General features: G+C 71.1%; 20 protein-coding genes. 10 read left to right on the forward strand and 10 right to left on the reverse strand.

Annotated features, from left to right (window positions below; translation table 11 throughout):
* Positions 1-17: 17 nt before the first annotated feature.
* Both U2P90_RS04525 and U2P90_RS04530 read right to left on the reverse strand, forming a co-directional pair.
* The gene (locus tag U2P90_RS04525; RefSeq protein WP_322473977.1) at positions 18-1,490 is read right to left on the reverse strand and encodes a diguanylate cyclase domain-containing protein; all 1,473 of its coding nucleotides are present in this window, start codon (positions 1,488-1,490) and stop codon (positions 18-20) included.
* Positions 1,474-3,039, reverse strand: a complete 1,566-nt coding sequence (locus tag U2P90_RS04530) for a FecR family protein (protein ID WP_322473978.1) — start codon at positions 3,037-3,039, stop codon at positions 1,474-1,476. The genes U2P90_RS04525 and U2P90_RS04530 overlap by 17 nt, the downstream gene beginning before the upstream one ends.
* Positions 3,040-3,096: 57 nt before the next feature.
* Between U2P90_RS04530 and abc-f the strand changes: the two genes are divergently transcribed.
* Positions 3,097-4,986 carry a ribosomal protection-like ABC-F family protein gene (gene abc-f, locus U2P90_RS04535; RefSeq protein ID WP_322473979.1) on the forward strand — a complete coding sequence of 630 codons (1,890 nt, stop codon included), beginning with the start codon at positions 3,097-3,099 and terminating at the stop codon, positions 4,984-4,986.
* 69 nt (positions 4,987-5,055) lie between these two features.
* Here abc-f and U2P90_RS04540 read toward each other — a convergent pair whose 3' ends face one another.
* The gene (locus tag U2P90_RS04540; protein WP_322473980.1) at positions 5,056-5,982 is read right to left on the reverse strand and encodes a hypothetical protein; all 927 of its coding nucleotides are present in this window, start codon (positions 5,980-5,982) and stop codon (positions 5,056-5,058) included.
* Positions 5,983-6,292: 310 nt separating this feature from the next.
* Between U2P90_RS04540 and U2P90_RS04545 the strand changes: the two genes are divergently transcribed.
* The 3 genes from U2P90_RS04545 (at position 6,293) to U2P90_RS04555 (ending at position 9,650) form a co-directional block, all read left to right on the forward strand.
* Positions 6,293-8,440: a heavy metal translocating P-type ATPase gene (locus tag U2P90_RS04545; RefSeq protein WP_322473981.1), complete on the forward strand. Its 2,148-nt coding sequence runs from the start codon at positions 6,293-6,295 to the stop codon at positions 8,438-8,440.
* Entirely contained in the window at positions 8,437-8,799 is a 363-nt protein-coding gene (locus U2P90_RS04550; protein WP_322473982.1) for an ArsR/SmtB family transcription factor, read from the forward strand. The genes U2P90_RS04545 and U2P90_RS04550 overlap by 4 nt, the downstream gene beginning before the upstream one ends.
* Positions 8,800-8,873: 74 nt before the next feature.
* Positions 8,874-9,650, forward strand: a complete 777-nt coding sequence (locus tag U2P90_RS04555) for a carbon-nitrogen hydrolase family protein (RefSeq protein WP_322473983.1) — start codon at positions 8,874-8,876, stop codon at positions 9,648-9,650.
* 173 nt (positions 9,651-9,823) lie between these two features.
* On the opposite strand, the gene U2P90_RS04560 is transcribed toward U2P90_RS04555, so the two are convergent.
* From U2P90_RS04560 to U2P90_RS04570, 3 genes are all read right to left on the reverse strand, one after another.
* On the reverse strand, positions 9,824-11,041 hold the full coding sequence (locus tag U2P90_RS04560; RefSeq protein WP_322473984.1) for a toxic anion resistance protein: 1,218 nt from the start codon (positions 11,039-11,041) through the stop codon (positions 9,824-9,826).
* A gap of 96 nt (positions 11,042-11,137) precedes the next feature.
* Complete coding sequence (locus tag U2P90_RS04565; protein ID WP_322473985.1) at positions 11,138-11,920, reverse strand: BsuPI-related putative proteinase inhibitor; 783 nt, start codon at positions 11,918-11,920, stop codon at positions 11,138-11,140.
* 73 nt (positions 11,921-11,993) lie between these two features.
* Positions 11,994-13,490, reverse strand: coding sequence for a serine hydrolase (locus U2P90_RS04570; protein ID WP_322473986.1), 1,497 nt, complete (start codon positions 13,488-13,490; stop codon positions 11,994-11,996).
* Positions 13,491-13,581: 91 nt separating this feature from the next.
* Between U2P90_RS04570 and U2P90_RS04575 the strand changes: the two genes are divergently transcribed.
* The 3 genes from U2P90_RS04575 to serS all read left to right on the forward strand — a co-directional run bounded on the left by U2P90_RS04575 (position 13,582) and on the right by serS (position 15,701).
* Positions 13,582-14,031, forward strand: a complete 450-nt coding sequence (locus U2P90_RS04575; protein WP_322473987.1) for a hypothetical protein — start codon at positions 13,582-13,584, stop codon at positions 14,029-14,031.
* Between the two features lie 31 nt (positions 14,032-14,062).
* Positions 14,063-14,353: an Asp-tRNA(Asn)/Glu-tRNA(Gln) amidotransferase subunit GatC gene (gene gatC, locus U2P90_RS04580; protein WP_322473988.1), complete on the forward strand. Its 291-nt coding sequence runs from the start codon at positions 14,063-14,065 to the stop codon at positions 14,351-14,353.
* A 70-nt stretch (positions 14,354-14,423) separates the two neighbouring features.
* The gene (gene serS, locus U2P90_RS04585) at positions 14,424-15,701 is read left to right on the forward strand and encodes a serine--tRNA ligase (RefSeq protein ID WP_322473989.1); all 1,278 of its coding nucleotides are present in this window, start codon (positions 14,424-14,426) and stop codon (positions 15,699-15,701) included.
* A 16-nt stretch (positions 15,702-15,717) separates the two neighbouring features.
* Here the strand turns inward: serS and U2P90_RS04590 are convergent, their stop codons facing one another.
* Entirely contained in the window at positions 15,718-16,869 is a 1,152-nt protein-coding gene (locus tag U2P90_RS04590; protein ID WP_322473990.1) for a GGDEF domain-containing protein, read from the reverse strand.
* Between the two features lie 105 nt (positions 16,870-16,974).
* Here U2P90_RS04590 and U2P90_RS04595 point away from each other — a divergent pair, with 105 nt between their 5' ends.
* The gene (locus tag U2P90_RS04595) at positions 16,975-17,412 is read left to right on the forward strand and encodes a hypothetical protein (protein WP_295816678.1); all 438 of its coding nucleotides are present in this window, start codon (positions 16,975-16,977) and stop codon (positions 17,410-17,412) included.
* Between the two features lie 4 nt (positions 17,413-17,416).
* Here U2P90_RS04595 and U2P90_RS04600 read toward each other — a convergent pair whose 3' ends face one another.
* The gene (locus U2P90_RS04600; protein ID WP_295816676.1) at positions 17,417-17,698 is read right to left on the reverse strand and encodes a hypothetical protein; all 282 of its coding nucleotides are present in this window, start codon (positions 17,696-17,698) and stop codon (positions 17,417-17,419) included.
* Between the two features lie 155 nt (positions 17,699-17,853).
* Between U2P90_RS04600 and U2P90_RS04605 the strand changes: the two genes are divergently transcribed.
* Both U2P90_RS04605 and U2P90_RS04610 read left to right on the forward strand, forming a co-directional pair.
* Complete coding sequence (locus U2P90_RS04605) at positions 17,854-18,366, forward strand: hypothetical protein (RefSeq protein ID WP_322473991.1); 513 nt, start codon at positions 17,854-17,856, stop codon at positions 18,364-18,366.
* The gene (locus U2P90_RS04610; protein WP_322473992.1) at positions 18,359-19,000 is read left to right on the forward strand and encodes a ComF family protein; all 642 of its coding nucleotides are present in this window, start codon (positions 18,359-18,361) and stop codon (positions 18,998-19,000) included. The genes U2P90_RS04605 and U2P90_RS04610 overlap by 8 nt, the downstream gene beginning before the upstream one ends.
* A 13-nt stretch (positions 19,001-19,013) precedes the next feature.
* On the opposite strand, the gene U2P90_RS04615 is transcribed toward U2P90_RS04610, so the two are convergent.
* Positions 19,014-19,415 carry a methylglyoxal synthase gene (locus U2P90_RS04615; RefSeq protein ID WP_322473993.1) on the reverse strand — a complete coding sequence of 134 codons (402 nt, stop codon included), beginning with the start codon at positions 19,413-19,415 and terminating at the stop codon, positions 19,014-19,016.
* A 27-nt stretch (positions 19,416-19,442) separates the two neighbouring features.
* On the reverse strand, positions 19,443-20,300 hold the full coding sequence (locus U2P90_RS04620) for a DUF1206 domain-containing protein (RefSeq protein ID WP_322473994.1): 858 nt from the start codon (positions 20,298-20,300) through the stop codon (positions 19,443-19,445).
* Positions 20,301-20,404 lie beyond the last annotated feature (104 nt).

Consider the following 20,404-nt stretch of genomic DNA (forward strand, 5'->3'; position numbering starts at 1 on the left):
CGGGTGCCGGCGGCGTATCAGGTGCGCTGGAGCCGCTGGTACTTCACGCGGTAGCGGCTGCGGCTGGCGGCCTCGACCAGTTCGGTCGGCGAGCGGATCTCCGGGCCGGTGCGGGCCGCGCCCACCGAGGCCCGCAGTGGCACGTCGCGGAAGGTCAGGGTGTCGAGCGACTCCTGGATGCGCTGGGTGATCCCGGCCAGTTCCTGCGGGCCGGCGTTGTCAAGCAGCACCGCGAATTCGTCGGGGCCCCAGCGGAACAGCAGGTCGCCCCGGCGGCGGTACTGCCCGATCCGTTCGGACAGGTCGCGCAGCAGGTCGTCGCCGGCCGCGTGCCCGTAGGCGTCGTTCACCTTGCGGAAGCCGCTGAGATCCACCAGCACCAGTCCCAGGGGGCGCTCTGCGCGGCTCTGCCAGCGCTGCTCGACCGCGCGGGTGAAGGCCACACGGTTGCCGAAGCCGGTCAGCGGGTCGCGGGTGGTCAGGTGGCGCAGGTTCCATGCCCGTTCCAGCATGACCATGACGGTGCCGACGATCGCGCACAGCGACAGGGTCACGCCGGGCAGCAGGACGTTCTGGAGCCACAGCGGGGCCGCCAGCGCCAGCATCAGCGTGGCCAGGCCGAAGCCCCACAGCCCACGGGCCAGCACCGCCGCGACCGCCGCGAGCGCGCCCAGCGCGGCCAGCACGCCCCAGGGCAGGCGCGTGAACGGCACGTCCAGCAGGCTGCTCACCGCCCGCGCCTGGAGCTGCACCGGAGAAACGACCTGCCCGGTCGTGTCCCGGACGACCGGCCCGCCCATGCCGTCGGCGGTCAGGCCCAGGATGACCACCCGGCCCTGCAGGTCGCCGTACCGGACGTTGCCGTTGACGACGTCCCGGAAGGACAGCACCGGCAGGCGCTCAGGATCGGGCTGCCGGTACCGCAGGATGCGCGGTGTGACGTCCAGCGGGACGGAGCGCCCGGCCGCGACCGCCACCTGCCGCGCGAAGCTGGGCGTCAGGGCCGCCGGGTCGTCTGCCCGGGCGTAGGCCGTCTGGAACGCGCGCACCACGCCATCGGCGCCGATGTTCAGGGCGCTCACCCCGGTCGGGGACGTCCATCCGGGCGGCGTGGCGCCGGGCGGCTCATCGGGCGCGGTCGCCAGCACCACGTTGGGCTGGCTGAAGGTCTGCTGCAGCCGCGTGTCCCCGACCGCCGGATCGCTGAGCAGCACATTCACGCCGATCGCGCTGACCCCGGCCTCGTTCAGGGTGCTCAGGGCCTGGGCATACAGATCACGCGGCCACGCCCCGATCCGGCCGTAGTCCCGCAGGGACGCCGCGTCAATGCCCACCACCACGACACGTGGATCCGGTGGGCCGGGCATGGCCCGGTTCAGCGCGTCCCACAGCCGGGCATTGTCTGGCAGCAGCAGGGTCAGCGCCACGGCCAGCACGGCCGCGAGGGGTGCCGTGTAGGCCGCCAGCGAGCGTTCAGGGGAGGACCGCACGGCTCTCGTTTCCAGCGGCGTCCCGTCCGATCAGGGTGACCGGGACACCGTCGCCAGGACTGGGCAGCAGCCAGCGGAAGGAGCCGGCCGCGCCATTGACATGGTGCGTGATGACGGTGGGCCCGGCCGTCACGGTGACGGTCACGCGGGCAGGGCTGGCGTCCCGCAGCGTGCCGGACACGATCAGCACCCGGCCCTGCCGCTCGGCCCGCAGGCCGCTCAGCGCGGGCGGCGTGCGGTCGATGCTGATGACCTGCGTGCGCGTGATGGTCTGTCCGGCGCGGCTGGCCCGCACCTGCACGCGGTACTGGCCCTCGGGCAGCTGGTCTTCCAGCCGATCCAGGCGGTACTGCCCCTCCTGCCCGGACAGCGGCAGGGTGCGCCCGGCGATGGTCACGCTCAGGCCTGCCCCCGGCTGGCTGCTGGCCTGCACCGCCAGGTCACGCAGGCTCACGGCCCGCGCCCCGACATCCAGCACCAGCGGCGCGGCGCGGGCCACGTCCAGCGACTGGTTCAGGCGATCGGTGTCGTCCAGCACCAGCGGAGCGAGGGCGCCGTCCGGTGTCCGGGCCTGTCCCTGCGCGAGCGGCGTGTCGCCCTGGCTGGGCAGCGCGACCTGCCCCTCGAACACCTTGACCACGCCGCTGGCGTCCACCCGGAACACCGTGCCGCGCACGGCCGTGCTCACCACCGGTGTGTCCAGGCGGTAGCCGCCCTGACCCTTCTCGACGACGTTCCACGCGGTGCCGCGTGCCAGCCGCAGCAGCACCTCGCGGCCGGTCTCGGTGCGTTCCACGCTCAGCACGCTCAGTTCGCTCTGCTCGTTCAGGCGCAGGTAGCCGCCGCCGCTGAAGCCGATCTCGGCCCAGGCGTCCCTGCCGGTATTCACGGCGCTGCCCGGGCGCAGGGCATCTCCGACCAGGGCGCTGCGAGCGGCCGACCCCGCCGTGCCCAGCCGCACGGCGCCGCGCGTGGCCTGCACGACGGCGTCGCCCTCGCCGCGGAACTGTGCGGCGTACCACGGGTCGTTCTCCCGGAACGCCGTCACCGTGCCGCTGCGCAGCGCGACCTGCTGTCCGGCCTCGACCGTCACGACCTTGCCGTTCAGGTCGATCCGGACGCTGCCGCTGAGCACCGCCACCCGCTGCGTGGCATCGGCCAGATCGACCCGGAGCTGCCCACGGCCCTCCATGACCACGTGGTTGCCCTGGACATGCACCGCCACCGGGCCGCGCAGGAAGAAGCGCCCGCGCGTCAGGTCGGCCTCGTCGCGCAGGCGGCGCAGCTGCGACGCGCTGCCCATGATGACCGTGCCCTGTGCCCCGGCCCGCAGGATGGCGCGGCCGGTGCCGCTGCGCAGGCCGGTCGTGATCGCTGCCGCGCCCGTCTGGGGGGCCCAGCTGCCCCCGTCGCGCTGCACCTCCAGATAGCCCTGGCCCTGCACCAGCGTCACAGCTCCGGCCGTGTCCTGTGCGGCGGCCACCGGCCACCCGACTGCGAACAGCGCGGGCACCATGAGCCGGACGGTGGAGGGAAGACGGACGCTCACCTCCACAGTTTACGAGAAAAACCCGACAGTTTGGCGGCTCGCCGTATACTTGGGGGCGTGCTTGTTGCCGTGCAGGACGCCAATAAAGAATATGGGCCGCTCAGCGTGCTCGAAGACGTCACTTTTGCTGTCCAGCCGGGCGACCGCGTGGGTCTGGTGGGCCGCAACGGGGCCGGAAAAACCACGCTGTTCCGCTTGCTGACCGGGAGTCTTACCCCCGATGGGGGCACGGTGCGCCGCTTCCCTGGTGTCCGTGTCCGGGCGTTGCAGCAGGATCCGACCTTTCCGCCCGGCGCGACCGTCGATTCGGTGCTCGACGCCGCCTTCCACGACCTCGACCAGCTGGAGGCCGAGCTGCACGCCGCCGCCGAGGCCATGCACGTCGGCACCCCCGAGAGCATCCTGCACCACGAGGCCGTGCTGGAGCACTACCAGCGCCGGGGCGGGTTCGAGCGCCGCAGCCGCAAGGACGCCGTCACGCTGGCCTTCGGCTTCCGGGGCCGCGAACAGACCGACGTGGGCAGCCTGTCCGGCGGCGAGCGCACCCGCCTGGGGCTGGCCGCGCTGCTCGTCGAGAACCCCGACGTGCTGCTGCTCGACGAGCCGACCAACCACCTCGATATCGTCATGGTCGAGTGGCTGGAAACCTTCCTGGCCCGCTACCCCGGCGCGGTGCTGCTGATCAGCCACGACCGCACTTTCCTGGATGCCGTGACCAACGAGACCGCGTACCTGCGGGGCGGCGGCCTGCGGGTGTATGCCGGTAACTACACCACCTTCCGCGAAACCCTGGCCGCCGAACTGGAGCAGCAGGCCGCGCGGCACGCCATCGAGTCGCGGCAGGTCGCGTCCCTGCAGGCCAGCGCCGACCGCATGAAGATCTGGGGCCTGGGCATGAGCAAGCTCGCCCGCCGCGCCAAGGCCATGCAGGCGCGGGTCGACCGGATGCAGGCCCGCGCCACCGCCGCGCCGCCCGCCGAGCAGCGGGCCACCCGCATCGTCTTCCACGCCCCCGAGAGCGGCGAGGTCGTCCTCGACGCCCGGCACATCACCCGCCGCGTGGAGGGCCGCACCCTGTTCGAGAACCTCAGCGTGCAGGTGCGCCGGGGCGAGCGCATCGCCATCATCGGGCGCAACGGGGCGGGCAAGACCACGCTGCTGCGGGCGCTGCTGGGGATCGACCACAGCGACGACCCACGTGGCCGGGTGCTCACCGGGGCGCGGGTCACGGTCGGGTACTACGACCAGGCGCTGCGCGGCGTCGAGCCCTCGCAGACCCTCTACGACGTGGCCCGAGAGTACGTGCAGAAGGATGCCCAGGCCCATGACCTGCTCGGCACCTTCATGTTCCCCTACGACCAGCACGACAAGCCCGCCCGCATCCTGTCCGGCGGCGAGCGGGCGCGGCTGGCCCTGCTGAAACTCGCCCAGGAGGATCACAACCTGCTGGTGCTCGACGAGCCCACCAACCACCTCGACATGGAGATGGTCGAGAGCCTGGAGGCGGCCCTGGACGACTTTGACGGCACCCTGATGATGGTGAGCCACGACCGCGCGTTCATCGAGGGGCTGGCCGACCGCATCTGGCTGATTGAGGACGGTCAGTTCTACGAGTACCCCGGCTGGGAGGACTACAAGGCGAAGCACAAGACGGCCGCCCAGCTCCAGGCTGAGGCGACCGCCGCCGCGCCCCGTCCCCAGGCCGCAGCGCCTGCTCCGAAGGGCAAGGGCCTGTGGCACCTGAAACGCGAGGTCGAGGCCCTGGAGGCCGAGGTCGCCGCCCTGGAGGCCGAACTGGACGCCGCCCACACGGCCCTGGGCAGCGCCGGCGAGGGAGCCGACTACGCCGCGCTGGGTCAGGCCGCCCACGACGTGGAAGTCCGGCTGGAGCAGAAGATGCAGCAGTGGAGCGACAGGCAGGCCGAGGTCGAGGCCAGGGGCGGGTAGAGGCAGAGTCGCCGCACACTGGAAACGAAACAGCGCCCCCGGAGATGGGGGCGCTGCTCGTTGAAGGGATTACTGAACGGCGGAGGGCACGACCTTGATGTAGTTGATCTTGGTGTTCGTGCCACCGATCGAGTCCACCGTCAGGAAGCCGTCGGTCACCGAGATGGAGGCCTTGGTGTATTCCTTGACCGAGCCCGCCGTGGCGGCCGTGGAGGGCACCACACTCACGCCCTCGACGTTGATCAGGTGGGTGCTGTCGATGTTGCGCTTGTCGGCGTCACCGACGCTGACGATCACGTCGTACTTCCCGCTGTTGACCTTGTACTCCCACGCAGCCGGCCCCTTCTGGGTGCTGGCGCTGCAGCTGCCGCAGTCCATCAGGATCATGCCGTACTGTTCGGGCTTGAGGCCCTGGACGATGTTGGCCTTGTCCACTCCGAGGGGATCGCGGAACCGTCCGGCAGTGGTCATGTCAAGAGGAGCCTTCGTGGTGGCCTTGGCGGTCGCTTCGGTGATCCAGCCGCTGGTGCCGTTGAAGGCCGCGCCCGTGTCGTTGGTGAAGCCGGTGGCGGCTGTGGCGGCGGCCGTCCCGAAGCGCACGTTGAAGGCCGGGGTGGGGGTGGTGGTGGTTCCGCCCGCGACAACCTTCAGCGTGATGCTGGCGGTCTTGGTGGCGTCGAAGGTGGACTTCGCGGTGATGGTGGTCGTACCGACGGTCAGGGCGACGATCGCGCCGGTGGAGCTGTTGATGCTGGCAACGGCAGGAGCACTGGTGCTCCACGTGACGGTCTTGGCCGCCGTTCCGGTGGCGGTGACGTTCGCAGTCGCAGTCGCGGTTTCACCGACAGTCATCTGGTTGTCGGTGCTGACTGCGGCAACGGCGACGGCCGTGACGGCGTTGGCAGGGGTGCTCTTGCCACAGGCGACCATGCCCACGGTCAGGGTGGCGGCGAGGACGGCGAGGGTGGAACGGCGAACAGTGTTGGATTGCAGCATGAGGATACCGAGCCTTTACGAGAGAGGGCGGGCTGTGGATGCAGACCTGATCGGTTGATCGTCCCCACTGTGGCCCAATGACCGTTACTGGAACGTGAAAGGCCCTGCCACGATTCGTTTAGTTTCAGTGGGCACCCGGTGGACGGCCCAAGTCGGTGTGCTGGTGCGGAAAATGTGACCAGACCGTCCTGAGAAGGCTGACCGGCGCGGGGCGCACTCGCTGAGACAGGCGTTAATGCTGGCTGACCGGATTCTGAAGGCGTGGGCATTGAACCCTGTCATCTGAGCGACTGCTCAGGTATCATGGGGCATGGCTGATCCCGCCTCCGTACCGCTCACCTACGTTGTAGACGGCATGGACTGCGCCAGCTGCGTCCGCAAGGTCGAGGCCATGGTCGGCCGCCTGCCCGGTGCCGGCGACGTGCAGACCAGTTTCACGCAGCAGACCCTGCGGCTGGCCCTGGACGAGACCCGCACACCGCGCGAGGCGCTGGAGGGCAATCTGCGGGCACTGGGCTATGTTCCGACCCTCCAGGTGGTGCAGACCACACCCCCCACCCCGCGGGCCGGGGATCTGGCCGCACCGACGGTACCGGGCCGCGCGTGGTACGCCACGCCCGCCGGCCGCCTGGTCGTCCTGAGTGGAGCCTTGCTGCTGGCTGCGTGGGTGCTGGGCTTCCTGGCCCCAGCCACATCGACCGCCGCGTATATCGCGGCCACGCTGGTCGGCACGGTGCCGCTGGCCCGCCGCGCGTGGGCCAGTGCCCGGCTGGGCGAGCCCTTCAGTATCAACACGCTGGTCACCCTGGCCGCCATCGGCGCGGTGCTGATCGGCGAGGCGGCCGAGGGGGCGGTGGTCGTGTTCCTGTTCACGGTGGGCGAACTCCTGGAGGGCGTCGCGGCAGGCCGGGCGCGGGCGGGGATCCACGCGCTGGCGGCCCTCGCGCCCCGCACGGCGCTGCTCGTCCACGGGGAACACACGCACGAAGTCGGCGCGGATACGCTTCAGGTCGGGCAGACGGTGCAGGTCAATCCCGGCGCACGGGTGCCCGCCGACGGGCGGGTGCTGAGCGGCATGTCCAGCGTGGACGACAGCCCCGTGACCGGCGAGAGCGTGCCGGTCGTGAAGGCCGTGGGCGATACGGTCTACGCCGGGAGCATCAATGCCGACGGTGTGCTGCACGTGCAGGTCGAGCGGACGGCCGCCGACAACACGATTGCCCGGATCATCCACATGGTCGAGGAAGCCGAGGCGAGCCGCGCCCCCACGGCCCGATTCATCGACCGCTTCAGCCGCGTGTACACGCCGGGCGTGGTGCTGGTCTCGGCGCTGGTGGCCGTGGTGCCGCCGCTGCTGCTGGGTCAGCCGTGGCACGAGTGGCTGTACCGGGGGCTGGCGCTGCTGCTGATCGGCTGCCCGTGTGCGCTGGTGCTGTCCGTCCCGGCCGCCGTGACCAGCGCCGTCAGCGCGGGCACCCGCCGGGGTCTGCTCGTCAAGGGCGGCGCAGCCCTGGAGGCCGTCGGGGGCGTGAAGACCGTGGCCTTCGACAAGACCGGCACCCTGACCGCCGGCCACCCGGCCGTGACCCAGGTGCGCGGCCTGGAGCTCCCCGAATCCGAGGTGCTGCGCCTCGCCGCCGCCGTGGAATCCGGCAGCAGCCACCCGCTGGCCCGCGCCGTGACGGACGCCGCCCGCGCTGCCGGTCTGACGGTGCCCGCCGCCACCGACGCCCGCGCCGTGCCCGGACGGGGCGTGACCGCGACCGTGGAGGGCCGCCCCGTGTACGTCAGTGCGCCCACGCACGCGGCCAGTCTGGTGCCGCTGACCGGCCTGGACGACGACATCACCGATCTGGAGGCCACCGGGCACACGGTGGTCATCCTGCACGACGACACGCGGGCGCTGGGGCTGCTCGCCCTGCGGGACGAACTGCGCGGGGACGCCGCGTCGGCCGTCGCCGCGCTGCGTGCCCTGGGCATCGGCACGGTCATGCTCACGGGCGACAATGCTCGCACTGCTCACGCCGTCGCCGCGCCGCTGGACATCGACGTCCGCGCCGGGCTGCTCCCGGAGGACAAACTGCGGATCATTGCGGGGCTGCCCGGCCCCGTCGCCATGGTCGGGGACGGCATCAACGACGCGCCCGCGCTGGCCCGCGCCGACGTCGGGATCGCCATGGGCGGCGGCACCAACGTCGCGCTGGAGACCGCCGACGCCGCGCTGCTGCGCTCCCGCGTGCAGGGTGTGGTGGAACTCGTGGGCCTGTCGCGGGCCACCATGGGCAACATCCGGCAGAACATCGCCTTCGCGCTGGGCCTCAAGGCCATCTTCCTGGTGACCACGCTGCTGGGCACCACGAACCTGTGGATGGCGATCCTGGCCGACACCGGGGCCACGGCCATCGTGACCGCCAACGCCCTGCGGCTGCTGCGCTGGCAGCCCCGGAAGGGCGCGTGACCGCCGCGTCCGACCCGGCCGTGTGCGAGGTGGCCTGCACCCACCCCGAAGCCGTCGCCACCGCCCGCGCCGCGCTGCCCGACGCGGTCACCGTGGACGCCGCCACCACCCTGCTCAAGGTCGTGGCCGACCCCACCCGCTTCCGCATCCTGAGCGCCCTGCACACCGGCGAGCTGTGCGTGTGCGACCTGGCGGTCGTCGTCGGGATCAGCGAGAGCGCCACCAGCCACCAGCTGCGGCTGCTGCGCGAGCACCGCGTCGTCGCGTCGCGCCGGGTCGGCCGCACCGTGTACTACTCGCTGCTGGACGCGCACGTGACCACCCTGATCGGCAACGCCACCGAGCACGTGCGCGAGTAGGGGGATCGGTACAGTGGGAGGATGACACCCTTCCGTCTCGCCACCGCGAGCTGCCCATCAGCGGGGATGCCCGCGTGAACGGCCGGAATGTCCAGGCCGCCATGCGGGACGCTGCCGCCCGGGGAACCCGGCTGATCCACTTTCCGGAGGGCATGCTCTCGGGCTACGCGAAGAATCCGATCCAGGACTGGGCCGAGGTCGACTGGGACGTCGTGCGGGAGGAACTGGAGGCGGTGATGGCCCTGGCCGCAGCGTTGAAGCTCTGGGTCGTGCTCGGCTCGGCGCACCCGTTGACGCCGCCGCACTGGCCGCACAACAGCATGTATGTGATCTCCGATCAGGGAAGCATCGTGACCCGCTACGACAAGCGAGTCTGCTCGTACACCGAGGTCACGCGCTTCTATACCCCCGGCCACGCGCCCACCGTGTTCGAGGTGGACGGCTGGCGCTTCGGCTGCGTGATCTGCGTCGAGATCAACTTCCCGGCGCTGTTCATGGAGTACGACCGGCTGGGCGTGGACGCCCTGCTGCTCAGCACCTATCCGGTCGACCGCATCTTCCTCGTCAAGGCGCGTGCCCACGCGGCCATCCACAACGTCTGGATCAGCGTGTCCAGCGTCACCGAGACCGACCACCTGTTCCGTTCAGCCCTGATCGATCCGCGCGGCGAGGTCGCGGCCGAGGTGCCCGGCGTGCAGGGCGTCGTCGTGAGCACCCTTGACCGGAGTGCGCCGGAACTGGACATCGCCCTCGCGAAGGCGCGGCCGTGGCGGGCCAGTGTCGCAGATGATCCCCGCTACGACACAGCCGGTCTGGACGACCCACGCAGCACGGATCGAACCAGCGTCTAGCGCATACGGGATTCAGTTGATTCCAGGGCATGGCAGCGTCGTGAGCCGGAGACCCCTCACCCCAGCCCTCTGCTTCGCAGCTCTGCGAGCCTCCCCAGGGGAGAGGGAGGGAGGAGCGCCGAGGGCGGAAGGGTGAGGGGTCTTGGATGCCGCGAACTCAACTGAGTCCGGCCTCAGATCTTCAGTTCGCCCTGCGGCGTCACGTTCAGATCCTGCGCGAGTTCCCGTGAGACCTGCTGGCGCTCGCGATCCAGATACGTCTGTGCCTGCCCGACCTCCCTGTCGAGCACCTGCATGGTGTCCTTGAAGCGTTCCAGTGCCTGCTGCCGGTACGAGCTGATGGCGTCGAGCGCGCCGTACACCTCGCGGAAGGCATTCTGGATGATCTGCGGATCGACGGTGGCGCTGCCCGCCTGCCGCTGGATCTCGGTGGACTGCTCGCGCAGGAGCTTCGCTGTGCTGCCGATCATGCGGCCGGTCGTGTCGTTCAGGGCCGTGACCTGCCCCAGTACGGCCTGCTGCGTGCCCAACGCCTGTGAGACCATCAGGGCCGTCTTCAGGGCGCTGACAGTGGTGGTGGTGGCCCGGTCGACCCCCTTGATGAGTTCCAGATTGTTGCGGCGCACCAGATCCAGCGCCAGGTAGCCCTGGATGCTGACGGCGAGCTGGGTCAGCAGGTCGGTCACGCGCTGGCGCACGGCGAACAGCAGTTCCTCGCTGACCATGCGGGCCTTTTCCGGGTCGGTCATCTGGAGTACCGCCAGGCGGCCAGTCAGGGCCTCATCGACCGCCTTGCCCACGTGGGCGTACTGCCGGAGCTTCTGCATGGTCTCCCACAGGTGCACCTTCTCGGTCTCGATGGTGGCGTTGTCGCGGCGCAACTCGTCCTGGCCCCGGTACAGCGCCTCCAGAATGCCGTTCAGGTGGCTCTGGGCGCTCTGGTACTTGTCCATGTGGTTCTGAACCTTCTTGCCGCCGGGCAGCATGCCCAGGAAGCGCCGGGGCGTGGGGGTGCGGCTGGGGTCGAGGCCCTCCACGGTGCGGCGCAGCTCGGTCAGACCTTTCAGGATGTCGCTGCCCTCGGCCAGCGCGCCCACGCGGGTGGCCCGCAGGGGGCGGTCGAGCATGCGATTTGAACTCTGCGCGGCGGCCCGCTGCTCGGGCAGGCCCAGATCGTGCACGGCGTCGAGCTTGCGCTTGAACTCCGGGGTGTGGGTGCCCGCGTTCAGCACGTCCTCGGCAAACGCGCGGGCCATGGTGTCCAGGCGGGCGCGGTCGTCGTCGGACAGCGGCACCATCTCCGGAGCCTGCTGCGGCTGCACGCCCGGCACGGCGTCCGGAGCCTTGAGCACCGAGTCGGGTGGGGTCAGTGGGCCGGGGGCATCACTCATGCCCCTGATTACGCCCCATGATCATGAAACGTTGCATCCGGCAAAAGGCGGATCGGGCCGTGCCCACGTGGGAGCGGCCCGATCTGAACGCAGGATTCAGTTCGTGAGGGTGACCGTCATCGTGGCCGGGGGGCTGTACGCGCCCGCACCGACGAACACGGCCCGCAGGGTATACGTGCCGGCCGGCAGCACCTGGCCGCCCGCGCCCCGGCCGTCCCAGCGCACCTTCTGCACCTCGCTGGACTCGCCCGCGCCGACCGTGGTGTTCACGAGCTGCATGGTGCACAGGGTGTCCTTGGGATCGGGCCGCACGATCTCGCCGGCCGCGCTGATGACCTCGAAGCGCACGTCGCATGCCCCATGCGACAGGGTCACAGGGCTCCGGCCGCTGTTCGCCAGGGTGAAGCTCCACGTGGTCGCGGTACCGGCGCGGAGCGTGGTCGGGCCGCTCAGGGCGGGGCGCAGGGTGGGAGCCAGCGGGGCGCCCTTGACCGTCAGGGTGGTCGTGGCGGGCAGGGTGGGGGCGGCGGGGGCCGGTGCTGGGGTCGCGGTGCCGGTCGGGCCCGTGCCCGTGTCCACCTGGGCACCCACCTGATAGTCCACGATGCCGGTCGGCAGGTTCGCCTGGCGCAGGCGTACCAGCAGGGTCAGGCGATCCACCGCCGACAGGCCCACCACGACCACGCGGCCCTGCGCGAGATCCACGCGGCTGGACTGCAGGGTCTTCAGATCGGTCAGCAGCGGGGCCACGGCGTCCAGCTGTGCCCGCGTATAGCCCGACGGGAACGCGCTGGAGGTGGTCGACTGTGCGGTCGCCACGCCGGTCAGGGGCGCGGCGGCCAGGGTGAGCACGGACAGGGTCAACAGGACTCGCTTCATGGCTCTACCCTGACGCGCACAAGCTGACGACGGGTGAGGACACCTGACGGAATCTCAGAGTCCGGGGGTGCCGCTATTTCAGCAGGTTGAGGACGCCGCCGTACAGGGCCACGAACTGTCCCTCGTCCAGCGCCTGGGGGCGGTTCCACGTGGCGCTGACGCAGTACGTCGTGCCCGCCTTGGTGGTGACCTGGGTGGTCAGGTTCAGCACGCCGGTCTCGCTGCCGCCCTTGAAGCTGGCGCGGGCGAAGTCGCCCGGCTGCGCCACACCGGGATTCAGCTGCGTCTCGGGCAGGGCAGCCACGTCTGCCATCAGGCTGCACAGGCGGCGGGTGCTGACGAACCACTCGACATCCTGCGCGGTGATCCGGCCCGGCGCGAACACACCCACATTCGGCAACGGCGCGGCGGCGGCCTGCGCGAGCACGGCGCGGCGGGCGTCGCGGTTCAGGCCGGCGTCCCGGTAGGCCCGCAGCAGGCTCAGGTTCGCCGGATTCTTCAGGGCGAAGGCCTCGCGGGTGCCGGGCATGGCGCTCTGGCCCAGCCGCGCCTCGACGCCCGCCCGGCCGACCGTGCGCAGCAGGAGATCCGTGGCGGTGTTGTCGCTCTGCGCGATCATCCGGGCGGCCAGATCACGCAGGGGGTACGCGCGGCCCGTGGGCTCGTTCTGGAGCGTGCCGCTGGGCAGGCTCTTGTCTGCGTCGGTCAGGGTCGCGGTGTCTGTCCAGGCCAGCGTGCCCGCCTGCACCTGCGCCTGGAGTTCTCCCAGGATGGCGAGCTTGAAGGCCGAGCCGACCGCCAGCAGGCGGGCGCTGTTCAGCTCCGTCCGCACCGGGCCGCCGACCTGCTGCACCAGCAGGCTCACCTGCCCCGGCAGGGCCGCGAAGGCGGCGCGGGCCTCGTCCAGCGACCCGAAGGTGGGGGTGGCCGTCACCGGCTGCACGAGCAGCGACGTGACCAGGCCCTGGGCATCCACCACGAAGGAAGTCACGTCAAGCTCGCCCTTCTCAAGGGTGATCCGCCACCCGCTGTCGGTCGCCGTCACCCTCTGCACCGCGCCGTACTGGGCACGGAGGTTCCGGAACAGCGCGGTCAGGTCGGCGGCACTGACCTGCGCCAGGAAGTCCGCGCTGAAGCGCGTGGTGTCCACCGGATCGGTCTCGAACAGCGACTTCAGGAGGGCAGCGGCCTGTTCCCGCTGTGCCGGCGTCGGGGCCTGCGGCGCGGCCGACGCCGGGCCGGGCACCGCGCCGAAGCCCGTCAGGCGGCCCTGGGCGTCCAGTGAGGAGGCGGTGATGACCAGCGTGCCCCGCTCGTACACGGCCAGCGGCATGCCCTGAAGGGTCTCCAGCCGCACGAAGGCGCCATACGCCGCCCCGAGGGACTTCAGCTGCGCGGCGATGGTCGCCAGCGGCACCTGGGCCAGGAACTCCGGCGCGAACCACTCGGCCTGGAGCTCGCTGGCCGACAGCAGCCGGGTCAGGGCCTGGGCCGGCGTGACGGTCTGGGCCTGCCCCGTGGACGTGGCGATCAGGGCGACGGGAAGGGCGACTCGCAACACGGATGTCATGGTGGTGGGTACGCCGTGGGGGCCGCCGGAGTTGCGCGGCGTGCCCATCTGCGGCCCCGTCCGCAGGAGCGGTCGCCTATGATTTTCCGTGATGACACGCCTGCTGTCGGTGCCCCTGCTGGCCGCCCTGCTCGTCTCCTGCGGTTCGGGGGTGGTGCCCAGCGGCTCCGGGGAACTCCGCGCAGCGGCCACCACTCCGGCCGGGTCGTTCGCCTTCCGGTGCGACCCGGCCGCGCAGGGCGGGGCCGAGGTGGTGATCGGTGACGACATGCAGTTCTCGTGCCCCAGCGACGACGCCCGCGCCACGCTGACCGTCCTGCTGCGCACCGTGCACCGTCCTGACCCCGAGGGCGGCACCACCGACGAGCATGTGGTCAGCGCCGTGCTGACCGTCGCGGCCCCCACGCCCGGCTCGTACGCCGGGGCATCGAATCTGACCTCCTACACCCGCTGGCTGAACCGTGAATTCAGCGGCACTTTCACGATCCCGCTGTCCGGGCCGGGGCGGGTGGAGGGCCGCTTCGGCTTCCGTGCGCCCTGAGAGCCGCGCTGTGAACCCTATACTTCCCGTCATGATTGACGCGGCGCAGATCGACCACCTCGCTGCCCTGGCCCGGCTGCAACTCACCCCCGAGGAGCGGGCGGACATGCAGACGGATCTGGGCCGCATCCTCGGGTACTTTGAACTCCTGAACGAGGTGGACGTGGACGGCGTGGAGGAGATGCAGCGCCCCGTGTCCCTGGTGAACGTGCTGCGCGACGACGTGCCCGGCGAGGTCTTCCCCCGCGCCGTGCTGGAGGCCCTGGCCCCCGAGATGCAGGACGGTTCGGTGCGCGTGCCCCGCACCGTCGAGGCCGACTGATGACTGGCCACACGTTCGGGGGCGGCCCCTCACTTATCTTGCCCACGCTGACGCGTCCCTGGGAGCTGTGATGCTCGATCTCAAGTTCATCCGCGAGAACGCCGGAGCCGTGAAAGAGGCCATCCGCGTCAAGGGCGTGCCCCTCGACCTCGATGACCTGCTGGCCCTCGACCGCGAGCTGCTGGGCGTCAAGCAGCGCGTCGAGGCGCTCCAGACCGAGCGCAACGCCAACGCGAAGCTGGTGCCCCGCGCCACGCCCGAGGAGCGGCCCGCGCTGATCCAGACGGGCAAGGATCTGTCCGAGGAGATCAAGGGGCTGGAGCCGTCGCTGCGGGCCCACGAGGAACAGCTGCGGCAACTGCTGCTGCGCGTGCCGAACATCCCCCACGCCAGCGTGCCGGTCGGCCGCGACGACACCGAGAACGTCGAGCTGCGCCGCGAGGGGGTGCTGCCCACCTTCGACTTCACGCCGCTGGATCAGGTCGAGCTGCTGGAGCGCCAGGGCTGGAGCGACTTCGAGCGCGTGGCCCGCGTGTCGGGCAGCCGCAGCTACCTGCTGAAGGGCGACGGCGCGCTGCTGGAAATGGCCGTGCAGATGTTCGCCATGGCCTTCCTGGCGGGCCGGGGCTTCACGCCGCTCAGCACGACCGCGCTGGTGCGTCCCGAGACGCTGGTGAATTCCGGACATTTCCCCGGCGACGAGGAGAGCGTGTACAAGCTCGAGGGCGACGAGCTGATGCTGGCCGGCACCGCCGAGGTGCCCGTGAACAGCCTGTATGCCGGCGAGCAGCTCACGCACGAGCAGCTCCCGATGACCTTCGCGGCGATCAGCGGCGCGTTCCGCCGCGAGGCCGGGTCGGCGGGCCGGGACGTGCGGGGCCTGATCCGCGTGCATGAGTTCCGCAAGGTCGAGCAGTACGTGATCTGCCACGCCGACGAGCAGGAGGCCCTGCGCTGGTTTGGCACCATCCTGGGGAACGCCGAGGCGCTGCTCTCGGCCCTGGAACTGCCGTACCGCGTCGTGCAGAACTGTACCGGCGACATGGGCGCGGGCAAGGTGCTCATGTACGACATCGAGACCTGGGTGCCCAGCGAGCAGGTCTACCGCGAGACGCACTCGTGCTCGTACCTGGGCGACTGGCAGGCGCGCCGCACCGGCCTGCGCTACCGCGATCAGGACGGCAGACTGGTGTACGCGCACACCCTGAACAACACCGGGATCGCCACGCCGCGCATCCTGGTGCCCTTCCTGGAAAATCACCAGCAGCGCGACGGCACCATCCGGGTGCCACAGGCCCTGCGCCCCTACCTGGGCGGCCGCGACACGCTGGGCACACCGGTTCGCTGAAGCGCTGGCCGGCGGGTCAGCCCGGCGCCTCCAGCGCCGGCAGCGGTTCCGACGCGTGGTGGATCTCGACCCGGTTGCGCCCTGCACTCTTGGCCCGGTACAGCGCCTGATCGGCGCGGGCGGTCAGGCGGGCCAGGTCGTCGCCAGGGACGGGCGCCGTGACGCCGAAACTCGCGGTCACGGTGCCCACGTCCGGGTGTGGTGTCGTGTGCAGATGTGTCCGCAGGCGCTCCGCAAGACCGGTCGCCTGCGCGACATCCACGCCGGGAAGCACCAGGATGAATTCCTCACCGCCCCAGCGGCCGGGGGTGTGGGCCGCGTCCACGTGCGCCCGCAGCGTGTCGGCCAGCGAGATCAGCACGCGGTCGCCTGCGGGGTGGCCATAGGTGTCGTTCACGGCCTTGAAATGATCGACGTCCAGCAGGATCACGCTGCCCGGCTGGCCCTGCCGGAACTGCGCGAGCAGCTGCTCGATGGCGGCATAGGTGGCGTGCCGGTTCGGCAGGCCGGTCAGCGGATCGGTGAGCGCCTGCCGCGCGAGGAGTTCGTGCTCCACGGAGATCTTCAGGTAGGAGCTGCGGTACCACGCCAGGGCATAGACCAGCAGCAGCAGGGTGGCCACCGAGACATGCAGCCGCACCGCGGTCAGCATCAGCCCGGAATCGGGGCGGGTGGACAGGCCCCACGTGCAGATCGCCACGGCCAGCGCGTAACTGCCCAGGCTGAACAGTGCCCCCTCACGGACGCGGAAGGCCAGGTATCCCACGATGGCATTGGCGATCAGGAGCAGGTGCGTGCTCGCGATCAGCAGGGCCGCGTCGGACACGGTGCCCGTGCGGGTCAGGCTGAACTGCACCAGGGCGGCCACCGTGTTCGCGGCATACAGCGTGCGCTCGATCGGCTGCAGGGGGCGGTCCGTCCGCAGCCACCACAGGGCCAGCACGCACGTGCCCATCAGGAGGGCATTGACCGATGCCTGAAGACCCGTGGACTGCGGGCGGGTGCTCCCGACCAGCCACAGCAGCGCCAGCACGACCAGCCCCAGCCATAACGCGGCCACGTAGATGCGCCGCCGCAACTGTTCCCGGAGCTGCGGCGGCGTGAATTCCTGCGGAAGGCCTGGGACCGCCGCGATCCACGGTTCCGGGTGTCCGCGCTGGGCTGCCATCGCTCCACTCTACGAGACCCCTGTTCCTGCTGGCGTGTGGGAGCACACTGCCCTGGGGGGCGGGCCGGGACGTTTCCTCCGGCGCCGGGTCACTACACTGCGGCCATGACTGCCGACCTGCCACTCCCGCCCGAGAAGGGTGTCCGGGGCTTTGAACTGGATCTCCACATCGCCTTTGTCCAGCCGCTGCCCGCGGCGCAGGCCCGTGCGGCGCTGAGCGTGCTGGACGGGCTGAGGGTGGAACTGTATGCCCCACACGCGTCGCCCACCCGCGCCCTGCCAGCGGGGGACGACGCGGCGACCGGCGCCCCTGTGCCCTCGGCCCGTGTGACCGGCCCCCTGGGCGATCCGGACGCGGTGCGGGCCAGCCTGGACGCCCTGCTGCTGTCAGCCGCCCGCTACGTCGAGGTGGGCGTGCGCGGCTTCCTGCGCAGCGCGGACGGCCGCACCGACTGGGTACCGTGGCGGCGCAACGCCGTGCTGCCGCGCGGCGACACTGCCCGGGTGGCCTTCGAGCAGGGCGTGAAGTACATCCTGGAATAGGTGGTCAGGCGGCGTTCAGGGGGAACACTCGGGCACGGGCCTTGCTGCCGTCCTCGGGGTCGTGGATGACCAGCACGAGGACGTCCAGCGCGGCGGGCAGCAGATACGGCAGCCACTGTTCGCTGAGCATCCGCAGGGCACGGGGCGCGTCCGCCAGCGGCACGTCCCGCAGCACCAGCACGGCCCGCGTGCCCTGGTCGTCCGTCCACACGTCCATGCGGCCGTGACGGTCCAGACCACCCTGGGAACGGTATTCGAAATGCTGGGCGTGCCTGAGCAACTGCATAGGGGCCTTCTCCTTGAACGCGGGGATGTGCGGCCAGTGTAAGGGCGGTCAGTCTCCGGATTGTCCCGCGTGTCCCCACCCTGCACCGTGCCGGTGAACCGGGCGTGAATGCCACGTGGGCCACGGCGGCACCCCCCACTGGATAGACTGCGGCCATGACCAGCGTGGACGGGCTGCTGGACGAGTACCAGGGCTACGTGCTCGCGTACCGGCTGCGCCGCGCCGTCGGGGGCCGGGTCGCGCCGCCGGGCGCGCAGCTCACGCTCGCGCAGTACGCGGGCCGCCGCCTGGAGCGCCAGACCCTGGCCCGCTCCCTGATCACGCGGGGCATGGACGCCGCCCAGATGCGCCGCCTGGACACCCTGTCGGACGAACTCATGTTCGGCTTCTGGCTGAACCCGGCCGAGGTCGCGGCCTTCCTGCGGGCCGCCATCCGCGAGGGCAGTCACCCGGCGCTGGGCGATCCCGGCGCATTCGCGGCCCTCCTGACCCACACAGAACGTACCCGGCTGGGCGAGGCCGGGGTGCGGCGGGTGTGTACCCACTTCCTGGCGTGTTTCACGCTGGCGGCGCCGATGCTCGATCCCGACGGCCTGACCGACACCTTCCGGCGCATCGAGGCGACCCGCCCGCCCCTGTTTCTGGACGAGCTGGCCGCGCGTGGCTGACCCGGCGGCCACGCTGTCAGGCTGGCTGCGCCGCCTGCTGCCGCAACCCTGCCCCGGCTGCGGCGCGCAACTGGGCGCCGAGCGGGGGCTGTGCCCGGCGTGCCGGGCGGGCCTGCGGCCCCGTGTCGACAGCCACAGCCCCCTGCGTGGCCGGGCGCAGCCGCACCTGATCACCCTGGGCGAGTACCGGGGCGTGCACCGCCGCGCCGTGCGCGCCCTGAAATTCGGCGGGGCGCGGGATCTGGCGGGCGTGCTGGGCGAGGCGCTCGCAGCCGGAGTCCCGCAGGACTGGAATGTGCGTGCGGTGGTGCCGGTGCCGCTGCACGCCTCGCGCCAGCGGCAGCGGGGCTTCAACCAGGCGGCGCTGCTGGGCAGCGTGGTGGCCGTGCAGCTGGGGGTGCCGTGTGTGGACGCCCTGATCCGCACCCGCGCCACCGGGCAGCAGGCGAAACAGCATGCCGCGCAGCGCGATCACATGGACGGCGCCTTCGCGCTGCGCCCAGGCGTGCTCCCGCCGGGCGCCGTGTTGATCGTCGACGACGTGCTCACCACCGGGGCCACGCTGAACGCGTGTCAGGAGGTCGTGCTGGGCTCCGGTGTGCCCGAGGTCTATGCCGCCGTCGTCGCCCGCTGAGTTCCCCTGCGGGTCAGTTCACGCCCTGCTGGCGCAGCCACAGCATCAGCGCCTCGGCGCTGGCCGGGTTGGTCGCCAGGGGGATGTCGTGCACGTCGCACAGGCGCACCAGGGCGCTCACGTCCGGCTCGTGCGGCTGGGCCGTCAGCGGGTCGCGGAAGAAGAACACGGCCAGGACGCGCTCCTCGGCCAGCCTGGCGCCGATCTGCTGGTCGCCGCCCAGCGGGCCGGACAGCACCCGCTCGACCTCCAGCCCCGTCTGCTTGGCCAGGATGCCCCCCGTGGTGCCGGTGGCGACCAGATGGAACTGGCGCAGCACGTCCCGGTGGCCCAGGGCGAACATGGCGAGTTCCAGCTTCTTCTTGTCGTGCGCGATCAGCGCGACCTGCCGTTTGCTGTCAGCCCCGGACGTCATGCCGGCATTGTTTCATGAGTCCCGTGCTCAGCCCTCGACCCGAATGCGGCGGTAGACGGCCTGCACGACACACCACGCGCCGTAGCACAGCGTCCCCAGGGCCACGATCCCCAGCAGGACGTTCCCGGCGGGCTGGCCCCGCAGCCACGTCAGCGCCTCGGAGATCCCGACGGCGGTGCCCGCCGAGCCGCGCCACGCGGCCAGCAGCGCGAAGACCCCGATGATCGTCATCAGGACGGCGCGTGAGGCGATGCCGACCTGGCCCACGCGGGTCAGGGTCTGCCCGTAGCGTGCCCCGATATCGGTAAAGGCCATGCGCTTCATGAATTTCGCGCCGTAGGCGGTGTACAGCTGGCTGCCCGCCAGGCCCAGCAGCGCCACGCCCGCCAGCGCGAGCAGCACCTGACCGCCCGGCAGCGCCATGACCTGCCCGGCTGCCTGGGCCTCGCTGTTCTGGTCGCGGGCGGCCGTGCCGCTCGACGCGAGCTGGGCCGCGAAGACCGCCAGCGCGATGTTCGCCACGCCGCTCAGCAGGTAGCCGCTGCGCTTCAGGATGCCCTTGCCCCCGGTGCCCTGGTGTTCGGGATCGAGCGCGGCCCGCAGCAGCTGCCACACGGCGTAGCCGATCAGTCCGACCACCAGCAGCCACATCAGGGCGTGACCGGCGGGCAGGTCATCCAGGCGCAGGAGTGCGCCCTTGGTGTCGGTCGTCGCGCCCCCGCGTCCCAGCGCCACCCCGAGGGCCAGGATGCCCAGCATGCCGTAGACCACGCCCTTGCTGGCGTACCCGAAGCGGGCCAGCGCCTCCAGGCCCGGTGCCGCGTGCCGGGTGGCGGCCTGCACGTGTCCCTGGAGCTGCTGTCCGGCATGCTTGATGTCCGTCATTTCGTCCAGTGTGCGGTGGCCGGTGGTGGGCGCGGATCTGTACGCCTTTGTCCTCTCTTGTGACGGCCGCCACCGGCCGCCACCTGAAGGCAGCTCTCATGATG

Origin of the sequence: Deinococcus sp. AB2017081 (assembly GCF_034440735.1) — a bacterium.
GTDB classification, from domain to species: Bacteria; Deinococcota; Deinococci; order Deinococcales; family Deinococcaceae; genus Deinococcus; species Deinococcus rufus.